Consider the following 16,807-nt stretch of genomic DNA (forward strand, 5'->3'; position numbering starts at 1 on the left):
GTGCATAGATTTGATTAGAATTTTTCGTCTTTGCGCGCTGTTAAAACTTCTACGCCAGTCGCGGTCACAACCATAGTGTGCTCCCACTGGGCAGAGAGGCGGCCATCTTTGGTTTCAACAGTCCAGCCATCGCTTTTTAACTTAGTTTGTGGCTTGCCTGCGTTAATCATGGGTTCAATTGTAAACGCCATGCCTTCTTTCAGGGCCATTCCCGTACCAGGGCGGCCGTAATGCAAAATTTGTGGTTCTTCGTGGAAAACTTTGCCGATGCCGTGGCCGCAATATTCGCGCACAACGGAGTAATAGTTTCCTTCGGCGTGTTGCTGAATCACGTGGCCAATATCGCCCAAAGTGCAGCCTGGTTTTACCAGCGCTATTGCCTTGTACATACACTCTTGCGTGACCTGTACCAAACGCTCGGCGTGCGGTGCCGGCGTACCTACAAAATACATAGCGCTGGTGTCGCCGTGGAAGCCTTCGTAAATCACTGTAACGTCGATATTGATGATGTCGCCCGCTTTTAGCACCTTTTTGTCCGAAGGAATGCCATGACAGACAACTTGATTAACCGATGTGCAGATGGATTTAGGAAAGCCGCGATAGCCCAAGCATGCCGGAATGGCTTTTTGAACATTCACGATGTGGTCGTGACAAATCTTATCCAATTCAGCAGTGGTTACGCCGGGTTGAACGAAGGGGCCGATCATTTCCAGCACTTCGGCGGCCATGCGGCCAGCAACGCGCATTTTTTCGATATCAGCAGCAGTCTTAATGGTTACGGACATTGGGTTGAATAAACTCAGCAAGTAATAATGGTGCCGGCATTCTAAACGATTTGGGCAGGGTTTGACTAAGGCCAAAAGCAATAGTTGTCATAGTTTGCGCCATAAAAAAGCCCCTTACTGGGAAGGGGCTTTTGGATTGACTTGCACTTGAGTTTAGCGAGCGCGTATTGCCGTGAGCGCATGTATAACGCCGCGTAACTCGGCAAGGCCTTTCATTCGTCCGGCGAACGAGTAACCGGGGTTGATGCCGGGCTTGCCGATTTCATCCGCCATCAGGTGACCATGATCTGGGCGCATAGCGATTTTGGGAAGTTTGCTATCCGCTTTAGAGCGGCGTGCTTCCTCATCCAGCAACGCATCAATTAAGCCGACCATGTCGTTGTCGCCATCCAAATGATCGGACTCGTAGAAGGAGCCATCATCTTCACGCTTAATATTGCGCAAGTGAACAAAGTAGATACGCTCCCCGAATTCGCGTGCCATAGCCACCAAGTCGTTATCGCAACGCGCGCCATAAGAGCCTGCGCAGAGTGTTAGACCGTTAGCGGGGCTCGGCACGGCTTGTAGCAGTGCGCGGGCGTCGTCTGCGGTAGAAACAACGCGCGGCAAACCGAATAGGGAGAATGGTGGGTCGTCTGGGTGGATGGCCATGCGAACGCCTACTTCCTCCGCCACGGGGATAACCTCGCGCAAGAACGCAAACAAGTTGGCGCGCATACCTTCGTTACCCATTTTGATAAAGAGATCGATAGCGGCGCGGATGCCTTCACGGTCGTAAGAGCCTTCACCACCGGGCAGACCGGCAATAATGTTCTTTTCCAGCAATGCTTTTTCTTCGTCACTCATGGCATCTAAACGAGCCTTGGCTTTTGCGAGCACATCTGGTTTGTAGTCATTTTCAGCGCCGGGACGCTGCAACATGTACACGTCATATGCGGCGAAGTCGCTCATTTCAAAGCGCAGTGCCTGAGCCTTGTTCGGTAAGGTATAGCTGAGGTTGGTGCGAGTCCAATCCACCACGGGCATAAAGTTGTAGCACACGTCATAAACGCCTGCGGCGGCGACATTGCGAATGGATTGCTTGTAATTTTCAATCAGCTGCTGATAGTTGCCGGTGCGGGTTTTGATGTCGTTGTGAAGTGGGATGCTCTCGATAACGGCCCACTCAAGTCCATGATCTTCAATGATTTTTTTGCGTTCTAGGATATCTTCCAGAGGCCACACATCGCCCGTTGGGATGTGGTGTAAGGAGGTAACAATGCCAGTTGCGCCAGCTTGCGCGATGTTTTGCAGCGATACAGAATCTTTGGGGCCAAACCAGCGCCAGGTTTCTTTCATGGTTGATTGCTCGTTAGGGTTAAACGGTTGCTCGCGGTTAGCAAGTCATAATGGCAACTAGTGTACAAGTTGTTTTGGGGGTTAATCCAGCATTTCTTTGGTTTAAAAACATCAAAAAGTTTCACTGGCAGGGCTTTATGTGGTATAAAGCGCGCCTCTTTTTTGGCCTAAGGTCGAAAAGAGATTAACTTTTAACGTCACACACATATCGACACGCGACATCTGGGTGCCTGAAAACGCAAGTTTAAGGGTTGATTAGCGGGGTATGTGGAGGCCTAACCCATACATTTTAGGATTACGAAAATGCCACAAGTAAGCATGCGCGACATGTTGTCTGCCGGTGTCCACTTCGGTCACCAAACCCGTTACTGGAACCCAAAGATGGGTAAATACATCTTCGGTGCGCGTAACAAGATTCACATCATCAACCTTGAACACACTGTGCCTGCGTTCAACGAAGCTTTGGCTTTGGTTCAACAAATGGCGTCTCAAAAGAAAAAAATTCTGTTTGTTGGCACTAAACGCGCTGCGCAAAAAACCATCAAAGAACAAGCTGAACGCGCTGGCCAACCATTTGTTAGTCATCGTTGGTTGGGCGGTATGCTCACCAACTACAAAACCATCCGCGCTTCAATCCGTCGCTTGCAAGATCTGACTACTCAGAGTCAAGACGGTACTTTCGCTAAATTGACCAAAAAAGAAGCTTTAATGCGCTCGCGCGACATGGAAAAGCTTGAGCGTTCAATTGGTGGTATCAAGAACATCAATGGTTTGCCAGATGCATTGTTCATCATCGACGTTGACCACGAGCGTATCGCAATTCAAGAAGCTAACAAGCTTGGCATTCCAGTTATCGGTGTAGTGGATACCAACAGTAACCCAGAAGGCGTTGACTATGTTATCCCAGGTAACGACGACGCCATCCGTGCAATCAAGTTGTACGCACAAGCTGTTGCTGATGCATGTTTGGAAGGTTCTAAATCTGCATCTTCAGTTCCAAACAAAGATGAATACGTAGCTGCTGAAGGTAGCGCTGAGTAATTCAGCCCTGAGCTAACCAGCTAAACGTAAGAAGGGGGCTCAGCCCCCTTTTTGTATCAAGAATCTGTAACTTTTAAGAGGAAATAATCATGGCAGCTGTTACTCCTGCATTGGTAAAAGAACTGCGCGACCGTACCGGTTTGGGCATGATGGAATGTAAAAAAGCATTGGGCGAAGCTGACGGCGATGTAGACTTGGCGATTGAAAACCTGCGTAAAGTATCTGGTTTGAAAGCGGCTAAGAAAGAGGGCCGTACTGCTGCTGATGGCGTTGTAGCAGTTAAAGTTGCTGCTGATAACAGCTACGCTGTTGCGGTAGAAGTGAACTCAGAAACTGACTTCGTTGCCCGTGACGCTGGCTTCCTTGCGTTCGTAAACCAAGTGTTGGACAAAGCTTTCACCACCAAGCAAACCGACGTTGCCGCTTTGACTGCTGGCGAATTGGAAACTGCGCGTGAAGCATTGGTTCAAAAAATCGGTGAAAAAATCAGCGTTCGTCGCGTTAGCCTCGTTGAAGGCGGCGTAGTGAGTGGCTACTTGCACTTGAACAGCCGTATCGCGGTATTGGTTCAATTGGAAGGCGGTAACGACGAAATCGGTAAAGACATTGCTATGCACGTAGCGGCTGTTAACCCAGTGGTTGTAAGCTCTGACCAAATGTCTCCAGAAGTTGTTGAGAAAGAAAAAGAAATCATCCGTGCTCAGCCAGATATGGCTGGTAAACCAGCTGAAATCGTTGAGAAGATGATTGTTGGCCGTATCAACAAGTTCTTGAAAGAAAGCAGCTTGGTTGACCAACCATTCGTTAAGAACCCAGAGTTGACTGTTGCGCAATACGCTAAAACTGCAGGCGCTACCGTTAAGAGCTTTGTGCGTTTGGAAGTGGGCGAAGGTATCGAGAAAGAAGTAGTAGACTTCGCTGCTGAAGTTGCTGCCCAGGTTGCTGCTACCAAAGGTTAATTCTCATTGCGAGAACGGAAAAACCCGCACAGGGCAACTTGTGTGGGTTTTTTTATTGTCTGGGGTTTGATTTTGTCTGGTTGGCGATGACTAAAACCAGCCATGTCTCCGCGCAAACACAGGTTTTTCTGGTAAACTGCGCCGATTTTTTTGCACTCTGGCTAAATTTCCCAAAATTGCCAGAAGAACCCGCTAACTCATTGTTTGGAGAGCCTTTATGTCTAGCCCAAGGGATAAAAAGTACAAGCGCATCTTGTTGAAGTTGAGTGGTGAGGAGCTGATGGGAACCGAAGGTTTCGGTATAGACCCCAAAGTGCTCGATAAAATGGCGCTGGAAATTGGTCAGTTGGTTGGGATAGGCGTACAAGTTGGCTTGGTGATTGGTGGCGGAAACCTCTTTCGCGGCTCGCAATTGAGCGCTGCTGGCCTCGACCGAGTTACCGGCGACCACATGGGCATGCTCGCCACAGTGATGAATGCTCTGGCTATGCGTGATGCGTTAGAGCGCTCCAACATTTCTTCCCGCGTTATGTCGGCGATTCCCATGAGCGGTATTGTCGAACATTACGACCGCCGCCGTGCAATTCGTTTCCTGAATTCTGGCGAGGTGGTTATTTTCTCTGCCGGTACTGGCAACCCATTTTTTACCACCGACTCTGCTGCTTGTTTACGCGGTATTGAAGTTGATGCGGACATAGTATTGAAAGCCACTAAAGTGGATGGTGTTTACACCGCCGACCCGAAAAAAGATCCAACAGCGACTAAGTATGATCGCTTGTCTTACGATGAAGTCTTGGACAAAAAATTGGGTGTTATGGATTTAACGGCCATTTGCTTGTGTCGCGAACACGATATGCCTGTGCGTGTGTTCCGTATGAATAAAACCGGCGCTTTGTTGAACATTGTTGTAGGTAGCAACGAAGGCACTTTGATCGAAGAGGATAAAAACCAATGATTAACGATATTAAAAAAGACGCCGAAGCGCGCATGAAAAAAGCGATTGAAGCTTTAGGCAATAACTTCAATAAAATCCGTACCGGCCGTGCTCACCCAAGCTTGTTGGATGGCATTACCGTAAATTATTACGGTGCAGATACTCCTCTGAGCCAATTGGCAAACATTAACGTTGAAGATGCGCGCACCCTTTCAATCAGCCCCTGGGAGCGCAACTTGGTTCCTGAAATTGAAAAGGCGATTCTGAAATCTAATTTGGGTTTAAACCCTTCAACTAACAATGGCTTGATTCGCCTTCCATTGCCAATGCTGACCGAAGAAACCCGTAAAAACTTTATCAAACAAGCGCGCGCTGAAGCAGAAAACGGTCGCGTGTCTGTGCGTAATGTTCGTCGCGATGTATTGGGCGATGTAAAAGCTTTGTTGAAAGACAAAGCGATCAGTGAAGATGATGATCGTCGCGCACAAGATGAAATCCAAAAAATCACCGATAAATATATCGCTGAAGTGGATAAGGCTCTGGCCGCAAAAGAAGTTGATTTGATGTCTGTCTAAGGATATCAATATTAAAACTGGCTCGTTACTTGTAGCGAGCCAGTTTGTTTTTTTTGAAACATTAAAAATCAAGTAAAACTTTTTTCAGCTGCGGCAAGGATTAAATGCTGTAGCTTTTCCAGCGGGAGAAATGTGTGTCTGAGAATCAACTACGCCATGTCGCCATTATTATGGATGGCAACAATCGATGGGCCAAACAGCGCGGCTTGGCCGGCGTTGCCGGGCACAAAGTAGGCGTTGAACGCATTCGTGATGCCATGACCGCTTGCGAAGAAATTGGTGTAGAGGTTCTTACGGTTTTTGCATTCAGCAGCGAAAATTGGAAGCGCCCACCGCTGGAAGTTGAAGCACTTATGTCGCTGTTTCAACTCTATTTAAAAAACGAAGCCAAAGCGCTCAAGAAAAAAGGTGTTCGTTTGCGCGTTATTGGTAATCGCACACGTTTTAGCAAAGGCATCCAAAACGCGATTGCAGAAGCCGAAGAGCTAACCAAAGATGGCAAGATGACCTTGGTTATTGCTGCTGATTACGGCGGTCGTTGGGATATTGCTGAAGCCGCAAGAAAGCTCGCGGTTGATGTAAAAGACGGTCGCGTTGATGCAGAAAACATTGACGAAAATTTATTGGATTCCTACACGTCTTTAGCCGATTTGCCGCCGCTCGATCTATTGATTCGCACGGGTGGTGAAGTGCGCATTAGCAATTTTTTGCTCTGGCAGTGCGCCTACGCTGAATTATTTTTTAGCGATAAGTTGTGGCCAGATTTTGATGCAGATGAACTCAAACGTGCAGCCAAAGCTTTTCACGAACGCCAGCGCCGTTTTGGTATGACCGGCGACCAAATTGAAGCGGGAGCTACCCATGCTTAAGCAACGGGTCATTACAGCAATTATTTTAACGGCTGTTTTTTTGTCAGCACTTTTTGGTTTGTCTTTAACGCATTTTGCGCTCTTTATCGGTGCTGTAGTTTTAATTGGTGCTTGGGAATGGGCAAATCTTTCCAGTTGCGGCGCCCTTGGTCAGCGTATTGCCTATGCTATTTTTATTGCACTCGTTTTGGCAGGAACAGCGAGTGCAGCGGGTTTGTTTTCAGCGGGCCAAACGTTTAATCCGGTTGTAGTAAAAAGTGTGTTAGTTGCTGCAGTAATCTGGTGGCTTATCGCCTTATTCTTGGTAAAGGCCTATCCCACAAGCACAGCCTTGTGGGGGCATCCCGTTTCGCGTTTGGCCATGGGCGTGTTGGTGCTGGTTCCTACTTGGTTGGCACTTGTGTACGTTCGCTTTCAGCCACAAGGTACTTGGCTCGTTGTTATGATCGCCGCCATAGTTGCAGCGGCAGATACGGGCGGTTATTTTTCCGGGCGCAAATTCGGTAAACACAAATTGGCGCCTTCAGTTAGCCCCGGTAAAACCTTGGAAGGTTTTGCAGGCGGTTTAATTTCCAATGTGGTGTTGGTTGCGCTTGTCGCTCACCTGAGTGGTAGCTCGTTCTTAACCTTGCTCGCGATTGTTCTGCCAACCAGCTTGTTTTCGGTATTGGGTGATTTGTTGGAGAGCATGGTCAAGCGCCATGCTGGTGTAAAAGATAGCGGTGTCATTCTCCCGGGGCACGGCGGGATTTTAGATCGCGTTGATAGCATCACGGCGGCTGCACCTGTATTTGCATTGGCGCTGCTGCTCAGCGGCTGGGTGTTGGGTCAGTAATGAGTAGCGCTATTCAACAAGTTACTGTTTTGGGAGCCACGGGTTCCATTGGCGTGAGCACGCTGGATGTTCTGGCGCGTCATCCCGATCGCTATTCTGTTTTCGCGCTGACTGCCGACCGCAAATGGCAAATCCTTGCGACCCAGTGTCTGCAGCACAATCCCCGCTATGCCGTTTTGAATGATGAAGCGTCGGCCTTAGCGCTTGCCGAAGAATTGCGTCGCCAAGGTTGCAAAACCGAAGTTCTGCAGGGCGAAGATGCGCTGGCGCAAGTGGCAAGCCATGTTGATGTTCAGGTAGTTATGGCGGCAATCGTGGGGGCGGCAGGTTTATTGCCAACGCTTGCTGCAGTCAAAGCGGGTAAGAAAGTGTTGCTCGCCAACAAAGAAGCGCTGGTGATGGCAGGTGGCTTGTTCACACGCGCTGTTGCTGAACATGGCGCGACCTTGTTACCGATTGATAGTGAACATAATGCGATTTTTCAATGTTTGCCGAATCATCGCTCGGATTATCTCGTAAACGGTTTGCAATCTAGCGGTGTGCGGAAAATTCTCCTAACCGCCTCCGGTGGCCCCTTTCGCAATACGCCCTTGGCGGATTTGAAAGCGGTGACACCTGAGCAGGCTTGCGCTCATCCCAACTGGAGTATGGGGCAAAAGATTTCCGTTGATTCCGCCACTATGTTGAACAAAGGCTTGGAGCTTATTGAAGCTTGCTGGTTGTTCAATACCAAGCCCGATCAAGTGCAGGTGGTGATTCATCCGCAAAGTGTTATTCATTCAATGGTGGAATACGTGGACGGTTCGGTGTTGGCCCAGTTGGGCAACCCCGATATGCGTACACCTATTGCACACGCGTTGGCTTGGCCGGAACGTATTCCGTCTGGCGTGGCGAGTCTGGATATTATCGCCACGGCGCGACTGGATTTTTCGGCGCCTGATTATGAACGCTTCCCCTGTTTGCGTTTGGCGAAACAAGCCGCTGAGCGTGCCGCGACCGCTCCCACCATTTTGAATGCGGCGAATGAAGTGGCGGTCGCCGCATTTTTACAGCGTCAAATTCGGTTCGACCAGATTTCCCAAATCATCGCCTCTGTGCTGGATCGGCAAGAGGTAATTGAACCGGATTCACTGGAGCTGGTCATAGCCAGCGACCAGAAAGCGCGTCAGCTAGCGCATTCGTTGATCAGCGCACTATAAGTCAGGTCTAACGCTTCCCTATGGATTTACTGCATACCATCTTCTCATTCCTCGTTGCCATCATTGTGTTGGTGACGGTGCATGAGTTCGGTCATTTCTATGTGGCGAGGCTGTGTGGTGTGCGCGTGTTGCGTTTCTCCCTGGGTTTCGGAAAAGTACTTTGGCGCAGATACGACAAGCATGGTACGGAATTTTCGTTGTCTGCCTTGCCCTTTGGCGGTTACGTGAAAATGCTTGACGAACGGGAAGGCGAAGTTCCGGCGGAACTTCTATCTCAAGCCTTTACCCGCAAAACCGTTGGTCAGCGTATGGCTATAGTTGTGGCAGGCCCGGTGGCCAATTTCATTCTAGCGATTCTGCTGTTCTGGGGGTTGTTATTGGGTGGCGAAAGCGGCTTGGTTCCTGTTATCGCGTCTGTTGAAGCCAATTCGATTGCGGCCAAATCCGGTCTGGAAGTGGGGCAGGAAATTATGTCGGTTGACGAGCAGCAAACACCCACCGAACAGGCGGTTGCGCGTCATTTGATCAGTCGCTTGGGCGAATCAGGCGAGATTCGGTTTAAGGTTCGTTACCCCGATTCCAATCTGACCTACGAAATTAACTTGCCGATTAATAACTGGATGAGAGATGCGAAAGATCCTGAACCGCTTGCAGGATTAGGTATAGATCTTGGCCCAGTTAAGCCAATTGTTGGCGATGTTCTGCCTAATACACCTGCTGAACGCGCCGGTTTTCAGTCTGAAGACAAACTTATGATGGTGAATGATATCCCGGTTAAAGACTGGCGCGACTTCCAGTCGGTTGTTCGCCCGCGCGCTAATCAACCCGTGATTGTGGATGTTGAGCGAAAAACCACTACAGGTGATCTGCAAGTCATAAGTTTATCGGTTACGCCGGAATCTTTTACCGAAAAGGGAGTCTCTTATGGGCGTGTTGGTATGGCACCCAAACCTTTGTCCGCGGAATCCTTGCGTCACTACGAATATTCAGTGGGCGGAGCTTTGGTGGCGGGGATCAAGCGTACGTGGGACACGTCTGGATTTGTGCTTTTATCTGTTAAAAAGCTCATCCTGGGAGAAATTTCTACAAAAAACTTGAGTGGGCCGATAAGCATTGCTAAGGTGGCCGGCTCTTCAGCGCAGATAGGTTTAAAGAGCTTCATTGGCTTTTTGGCCTTGCTCAGTGTTTTTCTAGGAGTGTTTAACCTTTTGCCCATTCCAGTGCTGGATGGCGGGCATCTGTTATATCTCTCGGTAGAGCTTATTAAGGGTAAGCCAGTATCTGAAAAGGTACAGGTTCTGGCATATCAGGTGGGGCTTATGATAGTCATAGGCCTAAGTATGTTGGCCATGTATAACGATATTATGCGGCTGTAGCGGCTAAGCCTCTCTGCCACGATGAATTCTAATTAGTAGATCAGATGACCATATGAAGCGAGTTTCAATCCGATTTTTCTGTTGCCTGTTGGCGTTGCTCACGTCGTTCGTCGTGCAAGCGCAAACCCAAAACTTTCGTGTAAGTGATATTCGGGTAGAAGGTTTGCAGCGTGTTTCTGCCGGTACCGTGTTTAGTGCTCTGCCCATACGTGTAGGCGATACGGTAAACCAATCTGACATCCAAAACGCTACTCGCGAATTGTTCAAAGTAGGTTTCTTCGCCGATGTCGCTATTCAGCGCGACGGCGAGGTTTTGGTGCTTGTGCTCAAAGAGCGCCCCGCTATTACCAAAATTGAATTGGAAGGTAACAAGGCCATCAAGTCTGAAAACCTGATGGATAGTTTGAAGAAAAACAATTTGTCTGAAGGCCAAATTTTCCAGCGTGCGACCTTGGAAGGTATTACGCAAGCCTTGCAGCGTGAATACATCGCGCAGGGTCGTTACGGTGCATCTGTAAAAATTGAAATAGAAGATCTTCCTCGCAACCAAGTAAAAGTAAAAGTAAAAATTAATGAAGGTGCTGTAGCACGTATTAAACAAATTAATATTGTTGGAAACAAAGTTTTTAGCGATCAAGAGCTTCTTGATTTGTTTGAGCTGCATACCTCAACCATGTTTTCCTGGTTGAGCGGTAATGACAAATATTCCAAAGAAAAAATGAAAGGCGATCTGGAGAAGGTCGAATCCTACTACATGGATCGCGGCTATCTTTCCTTCAAGATTGATTCATCCCAAATTTCATTGAGTCCCGATAAAGAGCAGATTTTCATCACTATCAACGTTACTGAAGGTGATATTTATAAAATTAGTGATGTTGAGTTGGCGGGTGATCCTGTTATTGATCCTCAAATCTTGCGCAGTTTATTGCTGGTTAGGAAGGATCAAGTATTCTCACAAATATTGATGACAACTTCTTCTGAGTATATGACTCAGCGATTAGGTAACGAGGGTTATACATTCGCAAAAGTGGAAGGTATGCCAGAGAAAAATGAAGTAGACAAAACCGTAAAGCTTACGTTCTATATCGAGCCAGGTAAGCGCGCCTATGTAAATCGCATAAACTTCAAAGGTAATACTAAAACCATCGATGAGGTTTTGCGTCGTGAGATGCGCCAAATGGAAGGTGGGTCTGCTTCTACTGCGCAAATTGATAATTCAAAAGTTCATTTGGAGCGTTTAGGCTTTTTTAAAGAGGTGAAGGTAGATACTAAAGAAGTTCCTGGTTCGTCTGACAAAGTTGATGTCACCTACACCGTTGAAGAGCAACCTTCGGGTAGCATGAGCTTACAAATTGGCTATGCACAATATTCAGGAATGTTGTTCCAAGCGGGCATCCAACAAAACAACTGGTTTGGTACGGGCAAGCAGATTGGCTTCAATTTTAGCCATAACCGCTATCAAACCACTTATTCATTCAATTATAACGATCCATACTTCACTCCTGACGGTATCAGCCGCGGTTTCGGTCTTTACTATACCAAGAGTGATTACGGCGAATACAACATTACTCCATACAGTACAAATACCTACGGGGGTAAAGTGACTTTCGGTTATCCGATTTCCGAAGTTGAACGTATAGGCTTCGATATAGGCTTACGCAATCTTGAAGTAACGCCTACCGGTTATTCGTCTCAGGAAATTCAGCGTACTCCTCGCTTTATTAATGGATATGTCTATGGTTCAGATCAATACGGAAGGCTATTGCCAATATCAAATGCGTACCTGAGCTATGCAGACTACCAATCCATACTTAGCAACAATGCTAACGGAATCGATTATCTTGCTGATACCTATAGTCTTAATCCAGTAACAGAAGATCAACTGGGTGAAAAAGGATTTATCGACAAATACGGCGATACATTTAATGATGCGATTGCAAATGTCTTTTGGCTGAAATCTACGTTGAATCGTGGTGTGCTACCTGACCGTGGCGCACAACAACGTATTTCCGGCGAGCTAACATTGCCTGGCGGCGATTTGGAATATTTTAAGTTGGACTATGCAGGTCAATTTTATAAGCCGCTTACTAAAAGTTTAACTTTACGTGTGCATGGTCGTGTTGGTTATGCGGATAGTTATGGCAAAACAGATCGGTTGCCATTCTTCGAAAACTTCTATGGTGGTGGTTTCGGTTCTGTTCGTGGTTTTGAGCGAAATTCCCTTGGTCCTAGAAGTACTGTTCAGGAAGAAGCAAAATTTGCGTACACGGCTTGGGACGATGTTAATGGCGATGGTAAGCAAGACGAGGATGAGGTTTACAATCCAGCGCTAATTTTGTGTGAGGATCCAACAAAGTGTAAAAACGTCGGTAAAATTATTTCGCAGCCTCCTTCTGGTGTTGATGGTCGTCCTTTAACCGATTACGGTCGTCGTCGCGGAGCATTTGGCGGTAATGTTATTATGGAAGGCGGTGCAGAAATTTTATTCCCGTTGCCGTTTATTAAAGATCAACGCTCTGTACAATCGGTTCTATTTTTGGATGCGGGTAATGTCTTTGATACGCACTGCGGTCCACAACAAAGAAACTGTCACGGTGTGGATGTTAACGACCTTAAGGCGTCTGTAGGTGTTGGCTTAACCTGGATTTCCAGCTTCGGTCCAATGCAATTCAGCTTGTCTAAGAAAATTAGTAAGGATGATCCTTACGATGACGACAAGGTATTTGATTTCACATTGGGTCAAACTTTCTAAGCAATTTTAAACGCTGTTAATTTAATGATAAGAGGAAAATGCTCGTGAACTTTACAAAAAAATGTGTGGCTGCTGTTGCCCTTTGTATGATGTCAGCTGTTAGTTTTGCAGAGACAAAAATAGCGGTTATTAATCCTGAGGGTGCGATTTTATCGACTGCAGTTGCAAAAGCTCGTTTTGATAAGCTTGAGAAGTCTTCTGACTATGCTGCAACAAAAGCGAAATTAGATGGCATATCAGCTGATTACAAAGCATTGCAAGAATCAGCGAAAAAAGATGGCGCTACCTGGTCTAATGATAAGAAAGAAGAAGTTGCAAAGAAAATCCAGGGTTTACAACAAGATGCACAATTTAATGGCCAAAAGTTGCAGAAAGCTCGTCAGGAAGCTGCTGAAGCTGTAGCGCAAGAGTTGGGGCAGAAATATCAAGCCGCGCTTAAGCAAGTTGTTGATGCAGAAAAAATCGGTTTGTTGTTAGGCCCACAAGCAGCCATTTTCGCTACGCCAGAATATGATATCACTGCGAAAGTAACTGACTTAATCAACAAAGCTAAGTAATTAAGTGGCTAAACATACTTTCTGTTTTACCCTCGCCGAACTGGCTCAGTGTATTGGTGCTGAGTTAGTTGGCGACCCTCAGCACCCAATTTATGCCCTTGCGACTTTGCAAGCGGCTACTGTAAATGAACTAAGCTTTATCGCTAACCCTGCGTACAAAAAATATCTTGGCTCTACGCAAGCGGGTGCCGTTATTTGCCATCCAGAATTAGCTGATTCAATCTCCACCAATAAGCTCATTGTGTCGAATCCCTATCTTGCTTTTGCACGTTTAACTCCACTTTTTGATAGTTCTTTGCAGGTTGAGACAGGCATTCATCCGACTGCAGTGATCGGAAAAGATTGCGAAATTGGCAAAGACGTTTGCATACAGCCAAACGTAGTAATTGCTGACGGAGTGAGGATTGGTGATGGAGTTTTTGTAGGTGCGGGAACGTATATTGGTGCTGACTCTTGCGTTGGTGCTGGAACCCGCGTGCTACCCAACGTCACAATCTATCATGGCATTAGTATCGGTGCCGGCTGCATATTTCACAGCGGGAGCGTAGTAGGGGCGGATGGCTTTGGTTTCGCGCCCTCACCTGATGGGTGGGTAAAGATTCACCAACTTGGTGGCGTAATCATAGGAAATAAAGTCGAGATAGGTGCGTGCACGACAATTGATCGCGGCGCGCTAGACGATACCTTCATAGATGATGGCGTGATTCTCGATAATTTAATCCAAATTGGTCATAATGTGCGGCTTGGTAAACATACCGCTATTGCAGCTAATACGGTTATCGGCGGCAGCACCGTTATTGGCGACAATTGCACCATTGGTGGTGCGGTAGCGATTGCCGGCCACCTAACGATCGTCGATAAGGTGTATATAACCGGTATGAGTATGGTGACCAACTCGGTTACAGAAGCAGGCTCTTATTCGTCCGGTGTTCCTCTTGCTCCAACTAAAGAGTGGCGTAAAAACGCGGCGCGTTTTCGTAACTTAGATAATTTGGCGACGCGTCTTATTAAATTGGAGCGTACGTCTCCAAAAGACGAATAGTTTCGCAGGTCTGTTTTGTAACCTAATTCTCTCTGCAGTTTTATTCACTGCTGATAAATAGTTTCTTGAAAAATACCCAAGGCCATTACTTATGATGGATATAAACGAAATACGTGAATATTTGCCGCATCGCTATCCTTTCTTGTTGGTGGATCGCGTTGTGGAGCTGGTAGAGGGCGAATATATCGTCGCCTATAAAAATATCACGGTAAACGAAGAAATTTTTAATGGTCATTTTCCGCAAAACCCTGTTTTCCCCGGTGTGATGATTATTGAAGCTATGGCGCAAGCTGCGGGTATCCTCGGCTTCAAAACAATGAATAAAAAACCGGAAGATGGTTCCATATACTTGTTTGCTGGTGTTGATGATGTACGCTTTAAGCGTCAGGTTATTCCCGGCGATCGGTTGCAATTAGAATCGCGAGTCATTTCCGAAAAACGCGGTATTTGGAAATTCGAGTGTAAAGCAACAGTAGATGGTGCTTTGGCTGCATCGGCGACAATTCTGTGTGCGGATCGTAAGGTTTAAGTTCTACTTATTTGTGGCTAACACTAATCGCGAGATTTTATTTTGATTGATTCACGCGCAATAATTCACCCCAGTGCAAAACTTGCTGCCAATGTTCAAGTGGGTCCATGGTCGATCATTGGACCAGAGGTTGAAATAGGTGAGGGTACGATCGTTGATTCCCATGTTGTGGTCAAAGGCCCCACTGTGATTGGAAAATACAATCGTATCTATCAGTTCTCTTCCGTCGGCGAAGATACCCCTGATTTAAAATACAAAGGTGAACCAACACGTTTGGTAATGGGCGATCACAATATTATTCGTGAAGGTGTCACCATTCATCGCGGTACTATTCAAGATCGTAGCGAAACAACCATTGGAAGCCATAATTTAATTATGGCGTATGTGCATGTTGGTCACGATAGCGTGATCGGAAACCACTGCATTCTTGTGAATAACACTGCACTTGCCGGTCACGTTCATATTGGTGATTGGGCAATTCTTAGCGGCTATACATTAGTGCATCAATTTTGCAAAATCGGTGCGCATAGTTTTACCGGTATGGGTACGGCAGTGGGTAAAGATATCCCTGCTTACATCATGGCAACGGGCAATCCAGCTGAAGCGAAAAGTATTAACAGCGAAGGGCTTCGTCGTCGTGGGTTTAGCGCAGAAGAAATCGCAACCATTACCAAAGCCTACAAAATTGTTTATCGCCGCGGCTTAACCACTGACGAGGCTCTAGTTGAGTTGAATGCATTTTTGCCTGAGTGTGAAAAGTTGGCCCCTTTAATCGAATCCATCAAAAACTCTACACGTGGTATTGTGAGATAAAAATTTTATTGAACTAAAAATAATAACGAACATATAAGAATTTTTATTGAGACTCAAAATGGATCGTATACATATTGGTATAGTTGTCGGTGAAGCCTCTGGCGATATTCTCGGCGCTGCGCTTATGACTGAGTTGCGTAAGCTCTACCCGAACGCCGAGTTCTCAGGTATCGGCGGTCCGCGCATGCTGGCTCTGGGTTTTCACTCTTACTTTCCACAAGATCGTTTGGCTGTGATGGGGTTAATTGAACCTCTGAAACGTTTGCCAGAGCTGCTGCGAATTCGCAAATTTTTGCGCGAACATTTTATTGCAAATCCTCCATCTGTTTTTATCGGAATAGACTCGCCAGATTTTACGATCTCTCTTGAAAGATCGCTAAAGGAGCATGGGATAAAAACAGTCCACTACGTTAGCCCTTCAGTGTGGGCATGGCGACAAAAGCGCGTTTTCAAAATTGCCAAGTCAGTCGATCTAATGCTGACGCTATTGCCTTTTGAGGCTGCGTTCTACGAAAAATATAATGTGCCTGTAGAGTTTGTAGGGCACCACCTCGCAGATGAAATTCCTTTAGAAATCGATAAGTTCAAAGCGCGACGTGAATTAGGCATACCTGAGCACGCGCGCGTTGTCGCGCTTCTACCGGGTAGTCGTGCAAGTGAAGTTGAGCGCATGGGTAAGTTGTTTATGCATGCCGCGGTATTTTGCCTTGAGCAAGACCCGGAATTACTGTTCTATATTCCGGCTGCTAATTCGGATCGCTATCGTCAATTGCATCACCAGTTAAATGATTATGTGGATTTTCCAATCCAACTTTTTAACGGTAACTCTCACAGAGTCATGGCTGCGGCAGATGTGCTCTTGCTTGCCTCTGGCACTGTGGCACTCGAAGCTTTGTTGTTAAAAAAGCCAATGGTCGTCGCGTACAAGATGGCGCCATTGACCTTTAAAATTTTGTCATGGCTGGTGAAAACTCCTTTCGTCTCTTTGCCGAACTTATTGGCTAATAAATTGTTGGTGCCGGAGCTTCTGCAAGATAATGCGACACCCGAAAAGCTGAGTGCTGCGGTCATGCATTATTTTGAAAATCCTGAAGAAGCCTCGGTGTTATGTGATACCTTTGCGGAAATGCATTTCAATTTAAGGCGCGACGCGAGCGTGCGTGCAGCTGCGGCTATTGCAAAACTTATCGGACAATAAAAGGC

At 46.8% G+C, this 16,807-nt stretch carries 16 protein-coding genes; 14 read left to right on the top strand and 2 right to left on the bottom strand.

Features of this window, described 5'->3' with window-relative positions:
* Nucleotides 1–14: 14 nt before the first annotated feature.
* Both map and uxuA read right to left on the bottom strand, forming a co-directional pair.
* A complete protein-coding gene (gene map / locus U1F02_RS13970) occupies nucleotides 15–785 on the bottom strand; it encodes a type I methionyl aminopeptidase (RefSeq protein ID WP_409991021.1) in 771 nt (256 codons plus the stop codon).
* Between the two features lie 153 nt (nucleotides 786–938).
* Complete coding sequence (uxuA, locus tag U1F02_RS13975) at nucleotides 939–2,123, bottom strand: mannonate dehydratase (protein ID WP_409991022.1); 1,185 nt, start codon at nucleotides 2,121–2,123, stop codon at nucleotides 939–941.
* Nucleotides 2,124–2,426: 303 nt separating this feature from the next.
* Between uxuA and rpsB the strand changes: the two genes are divergently transcribed.
* The 14 genes from rpsB (at nucleotide 2,427) to lpxB (ending at nucleotide 16,802) form a co-directional block, all read left to right on the top strand.
* Nucleotides 2,427–3,164, top strand: coding sequence for a 30S ribosomal protein S2 (gene rpsB / locus U1F02_RS13980; protein ID WP_409991023.1), 738 nt, complete (start codon nucleotides 2,427–2,429; stop codon nucleotides 3,162–3,164).
* Nucleotides 3,165–3,253: 89 nt separating this feature from the next.
* On the top strand, nucleotides 3,254–4,123 hold the full coding sequence (gene tsf / locus U1F02_RS13985; RefSeq protein WP_409991024.1) for a translation elongation factor Ts: 870 nt from the start codon (nucleotides 3,254–3,256) through the stop codon (nucleotides 4,121–4,123).
* Between the two features lie 217 nt (nucleotides 4,124–4,340).
* On the top strand, nucleotides 4,341–5,078 hold the full coding sequence (gene pyrH, locus U1F02_RS13990) for a UMP kinase (RefSeq protein ID WP_409991025.1): 738 nt from the start codon (nucleotides 4,341–4,343) through the stop codon (nucleotides 5,076–5,078).
* Nucleotides 5,075–5,632: a ribosome recycling factor gene (frr, locus tag U1F02_RS13995; protein ID WP_409991026.1), complete on the top strand. Its 558-nt coding sequence runs from the start codon at nucleotides 5,075–5,077 to the stop codon at nucleotides 5,630–5,632. The genes pyrH and frr overlap by 4 nt, the downstream gene beginning before the upstream one ends.
* A 134-nt stretch (nucleotides 5,633–5,766) precedes the next feature.
* Entirely contained in the window at nucleotides 5,767–6,501 is a 735-nt protein-coding gene (gene uppS, locus U1F02_RS14000) for a polyprenyl diphosphate synthase (RefSeq protein ID WP_409991027.1), read from the top strand.
* Nucleotides 6,494–7,336 (top strand): phosphatidate cytidylyltransferase, encoded by an 843-nt coding sequence (locus tag U1F02_RS14005; RefSeq protein ID WP_409991028.1) that lies wholly within the window; start codon nucleotides 6,494–6,496, stop codon nucleotides 7,334–7,336. Before uppS ends, U1F02_RS14005 begins: the two co-directional genes overlap by 8 nt.
* The gene (gene ispC / locus U1F02_RS14010) at nucleotides 7,336–8,535 is read left to right on the top strand and encodes a 1-deoxy-D-xylulose-5-phosphate reductoisomerase (RefSeq protein WP_409991029.1); all 1,200 of its coding nucleotides are present in this window, start codon (nucleotides 7,336–7,338) and stop codon (nucleotides 8,533–8,535) included. Before U1F02_RS14005 ends, ispC begins: the two co-directional genes overlap by 1 nt.
* Nucleotides 8,536–8,555: 20 nt before the next feature.
* Nucleotides 8,556–9,911, top strand: coding sequence for an RIP metalloprotease RseP (rseP, locus tag U1F02_RS14015; protein ID WP_409991030.1), 1,356 nt, complete (start codon nucleotides 8,556–8,558; stop codon nucleotides 9,909–9,911).
* Nucleotides 9,912–9,963: 52 nt separating this feature from the next.
* Entirely contained in the window at nucleotides 9,964–12,663 is a 2,700-nt protein-coding gene (gene bamA / locus U1F02_RS14020) for an outer membrane protein assembly factor BamA (RefSeq protein ID WP_409991031.1), read from the top strand.
* A gap of 44 nt (nucleotides 12,664–12,707) precedes the next feature.
* Nucleotides 12,708–13,220 carry an OmpH family outer membrane protein gene (locus tag U1F02_RS14025; RefSeq protein ID WP_409991032.1) on the top strand — a complete coding sequence of 171 codons (513 nt, stop codon included), beginning with the start codon at nucleotides 12,708–12,710 and terminating at the stop codon, nucleotides 13,218–13,220.
* A 4-nt stretch (nucleotides 13,221–13,224) separates the two neighbouring features.
* The gene (gene lpxD / locus U1F02_RS14030; protein ID WP_409991033.1) at nucleotides 13,225–14,262 is read left to right on the top strand and encodes a UDP-3-O-(3-hydroxymyristoyl)glucosamine N-acyltransferase; all 1,038 of its coding nucleotides are present in this window, start codon (nucleotides 13,225–13,227) and stop codon (nucleotides 14,260–14,262) included.
* Nucleotides 14,263–14,353: 91 nt separating this feature from the next.
* The gene (gene fabZ, locus U1F02_RS14035; protein ID WP_409991034.1) at nucleotides 14,354–14,791 is read left to right on the top strand and encodes a 3-hydroxyacyl-ACP dehydratase FabZ; all 438 of its coding nucleotides are present in this window, start codon (nucleotides 14,354–14,356) and stop codon (nucleotides 14,789–14,791) included.
* A gap of 42 nt (nucleotides 14,792–14,833) precedes the next feature.
* The gene (gene lpxA, locus U1F02_RS14040) at nucleotides 14,834–15,604 is read left to right on the top strand and encodes an acyl-ACP--UDP-N-acetylglucosamine O-acyltransferase (RefSeq protein WP_409991035.1); all 771 of its coding nucleotides are present in this window, start codon (nucleotides 14,834–14,836) and stop codon (nucleotides 15,602–15,604) included.
* A gap of 58 nt (nucleotides 15,605–15,662) precedes the next feature.
* Nucleotides 15,663–16,802 (top strand): lipid-A-disaccharide synthase, encoded by a 1,140-nt coding sequence (gene lpxB, locus U1F02_RS14045; RefSeq protein ID WP_409991036.1) that lies wholly within the window; start codon nucleotides 15,663–15,665, stop codon nucleotides 16,800–16,802.
* Nucleotides 16,803–16,807: the final 5 nt, after the last annotated feature.

Origin of the sequence: Cellvibrio sp., from assembly GCF_046347455.1 — a bacterium.
Taxonomy (GTDB): domain Bacteria; phylum Pseudomonadota; class Gammaproteobacteria; order Pseudomonadales; family Cellvibrionaceae; genus Cellvibrio.

What these genes read in the sequence shown, in the direction of transcription:
- tsf (WP_409991024.1), top strand. Translation starts at nt 3,254, where the DNA reads ATGGCAGCTGTTACTCCTGCATTGGTAAAAGAACTGCGCGACCGTACC.
- frr (WP_409991026.1), top strand. Translation starts at nt 5,075, where the DNA reads ATGATTAACGATATTAAAAAAGACGCCGAAGCGCGCATGAAAAAAGCG.
- lpxB (WP_409991036.1), top strand. Translation starts at nt 15,663, where the DNA reads ATGGATCGTATACATATTGGTATAGTTGTCGGTGAAGCCTCTGGCGAT.
- fabZ (WP_409991034.1), top strand. Translation starts at nt 14,354, where the DNA reads ATGATGGATATAAACGAAATACGTGAATATTTGCCGCATCGCTATCCT.
- rpsB (WP_409991023.1), top strand. Translation starts at nt 2,427, where the DNA reads ATGCCACAAGTAAGCATGCGCGACATGTTGTCTGCCGGTGTCCACTTC.
- uxuA (WP_409991022.1), bottom strand. Translation starts at nt 2,123, where the DNA reads ATGAAAGAAACCTGGCGCTGGTTTGGCCCCAAAGATTCTGTATCGCTG.
- pyrH (WP_409991025.1), top strand. Translation starts at nt 4,341, where the DNA reads ATGTCTAGCCCAAGGGATAAAAAGTACAAGCGCATCTTGTTGAAGTTG.
- ispC (WP_409991029.1), top strand. Translation starts at nt 7,336, where the DNA reads ATGAGTAGCGCTATTCAACAAGTTACTGTTTTGGGAGCCACGGGTTCC.
- map (WP_409991021.1), bottom strand. Translation starts at nt 785, where the DNA reads ATGTCCGTAACCATTAAGACTGCTGCTGATATCGAAAAAATGCGCGTT.
- U1F02_RS14005 (WP_409991028.1), top strand. Translation starts at nt 6,494, where the DNA reads ATGCTTAAGCAACGGGTCATTACAGCAATTATTTTAACGGCTGTTTTT.
- bamA (WP_409991031.1), top strand. Translation starts at nt 9,964, where the DNA reads ATGAAGCGAGTTTCAATCCGATTTTTCTGTTGCCTGTTGGCGTTGCTC.
- rseP (WP_409991030.1), top strand. Translation starts at nt 8,556, where the DNA reads ATGGATTTACTGCATACCATCTTCTCATTCCTCGTTGCCATCATTGTG.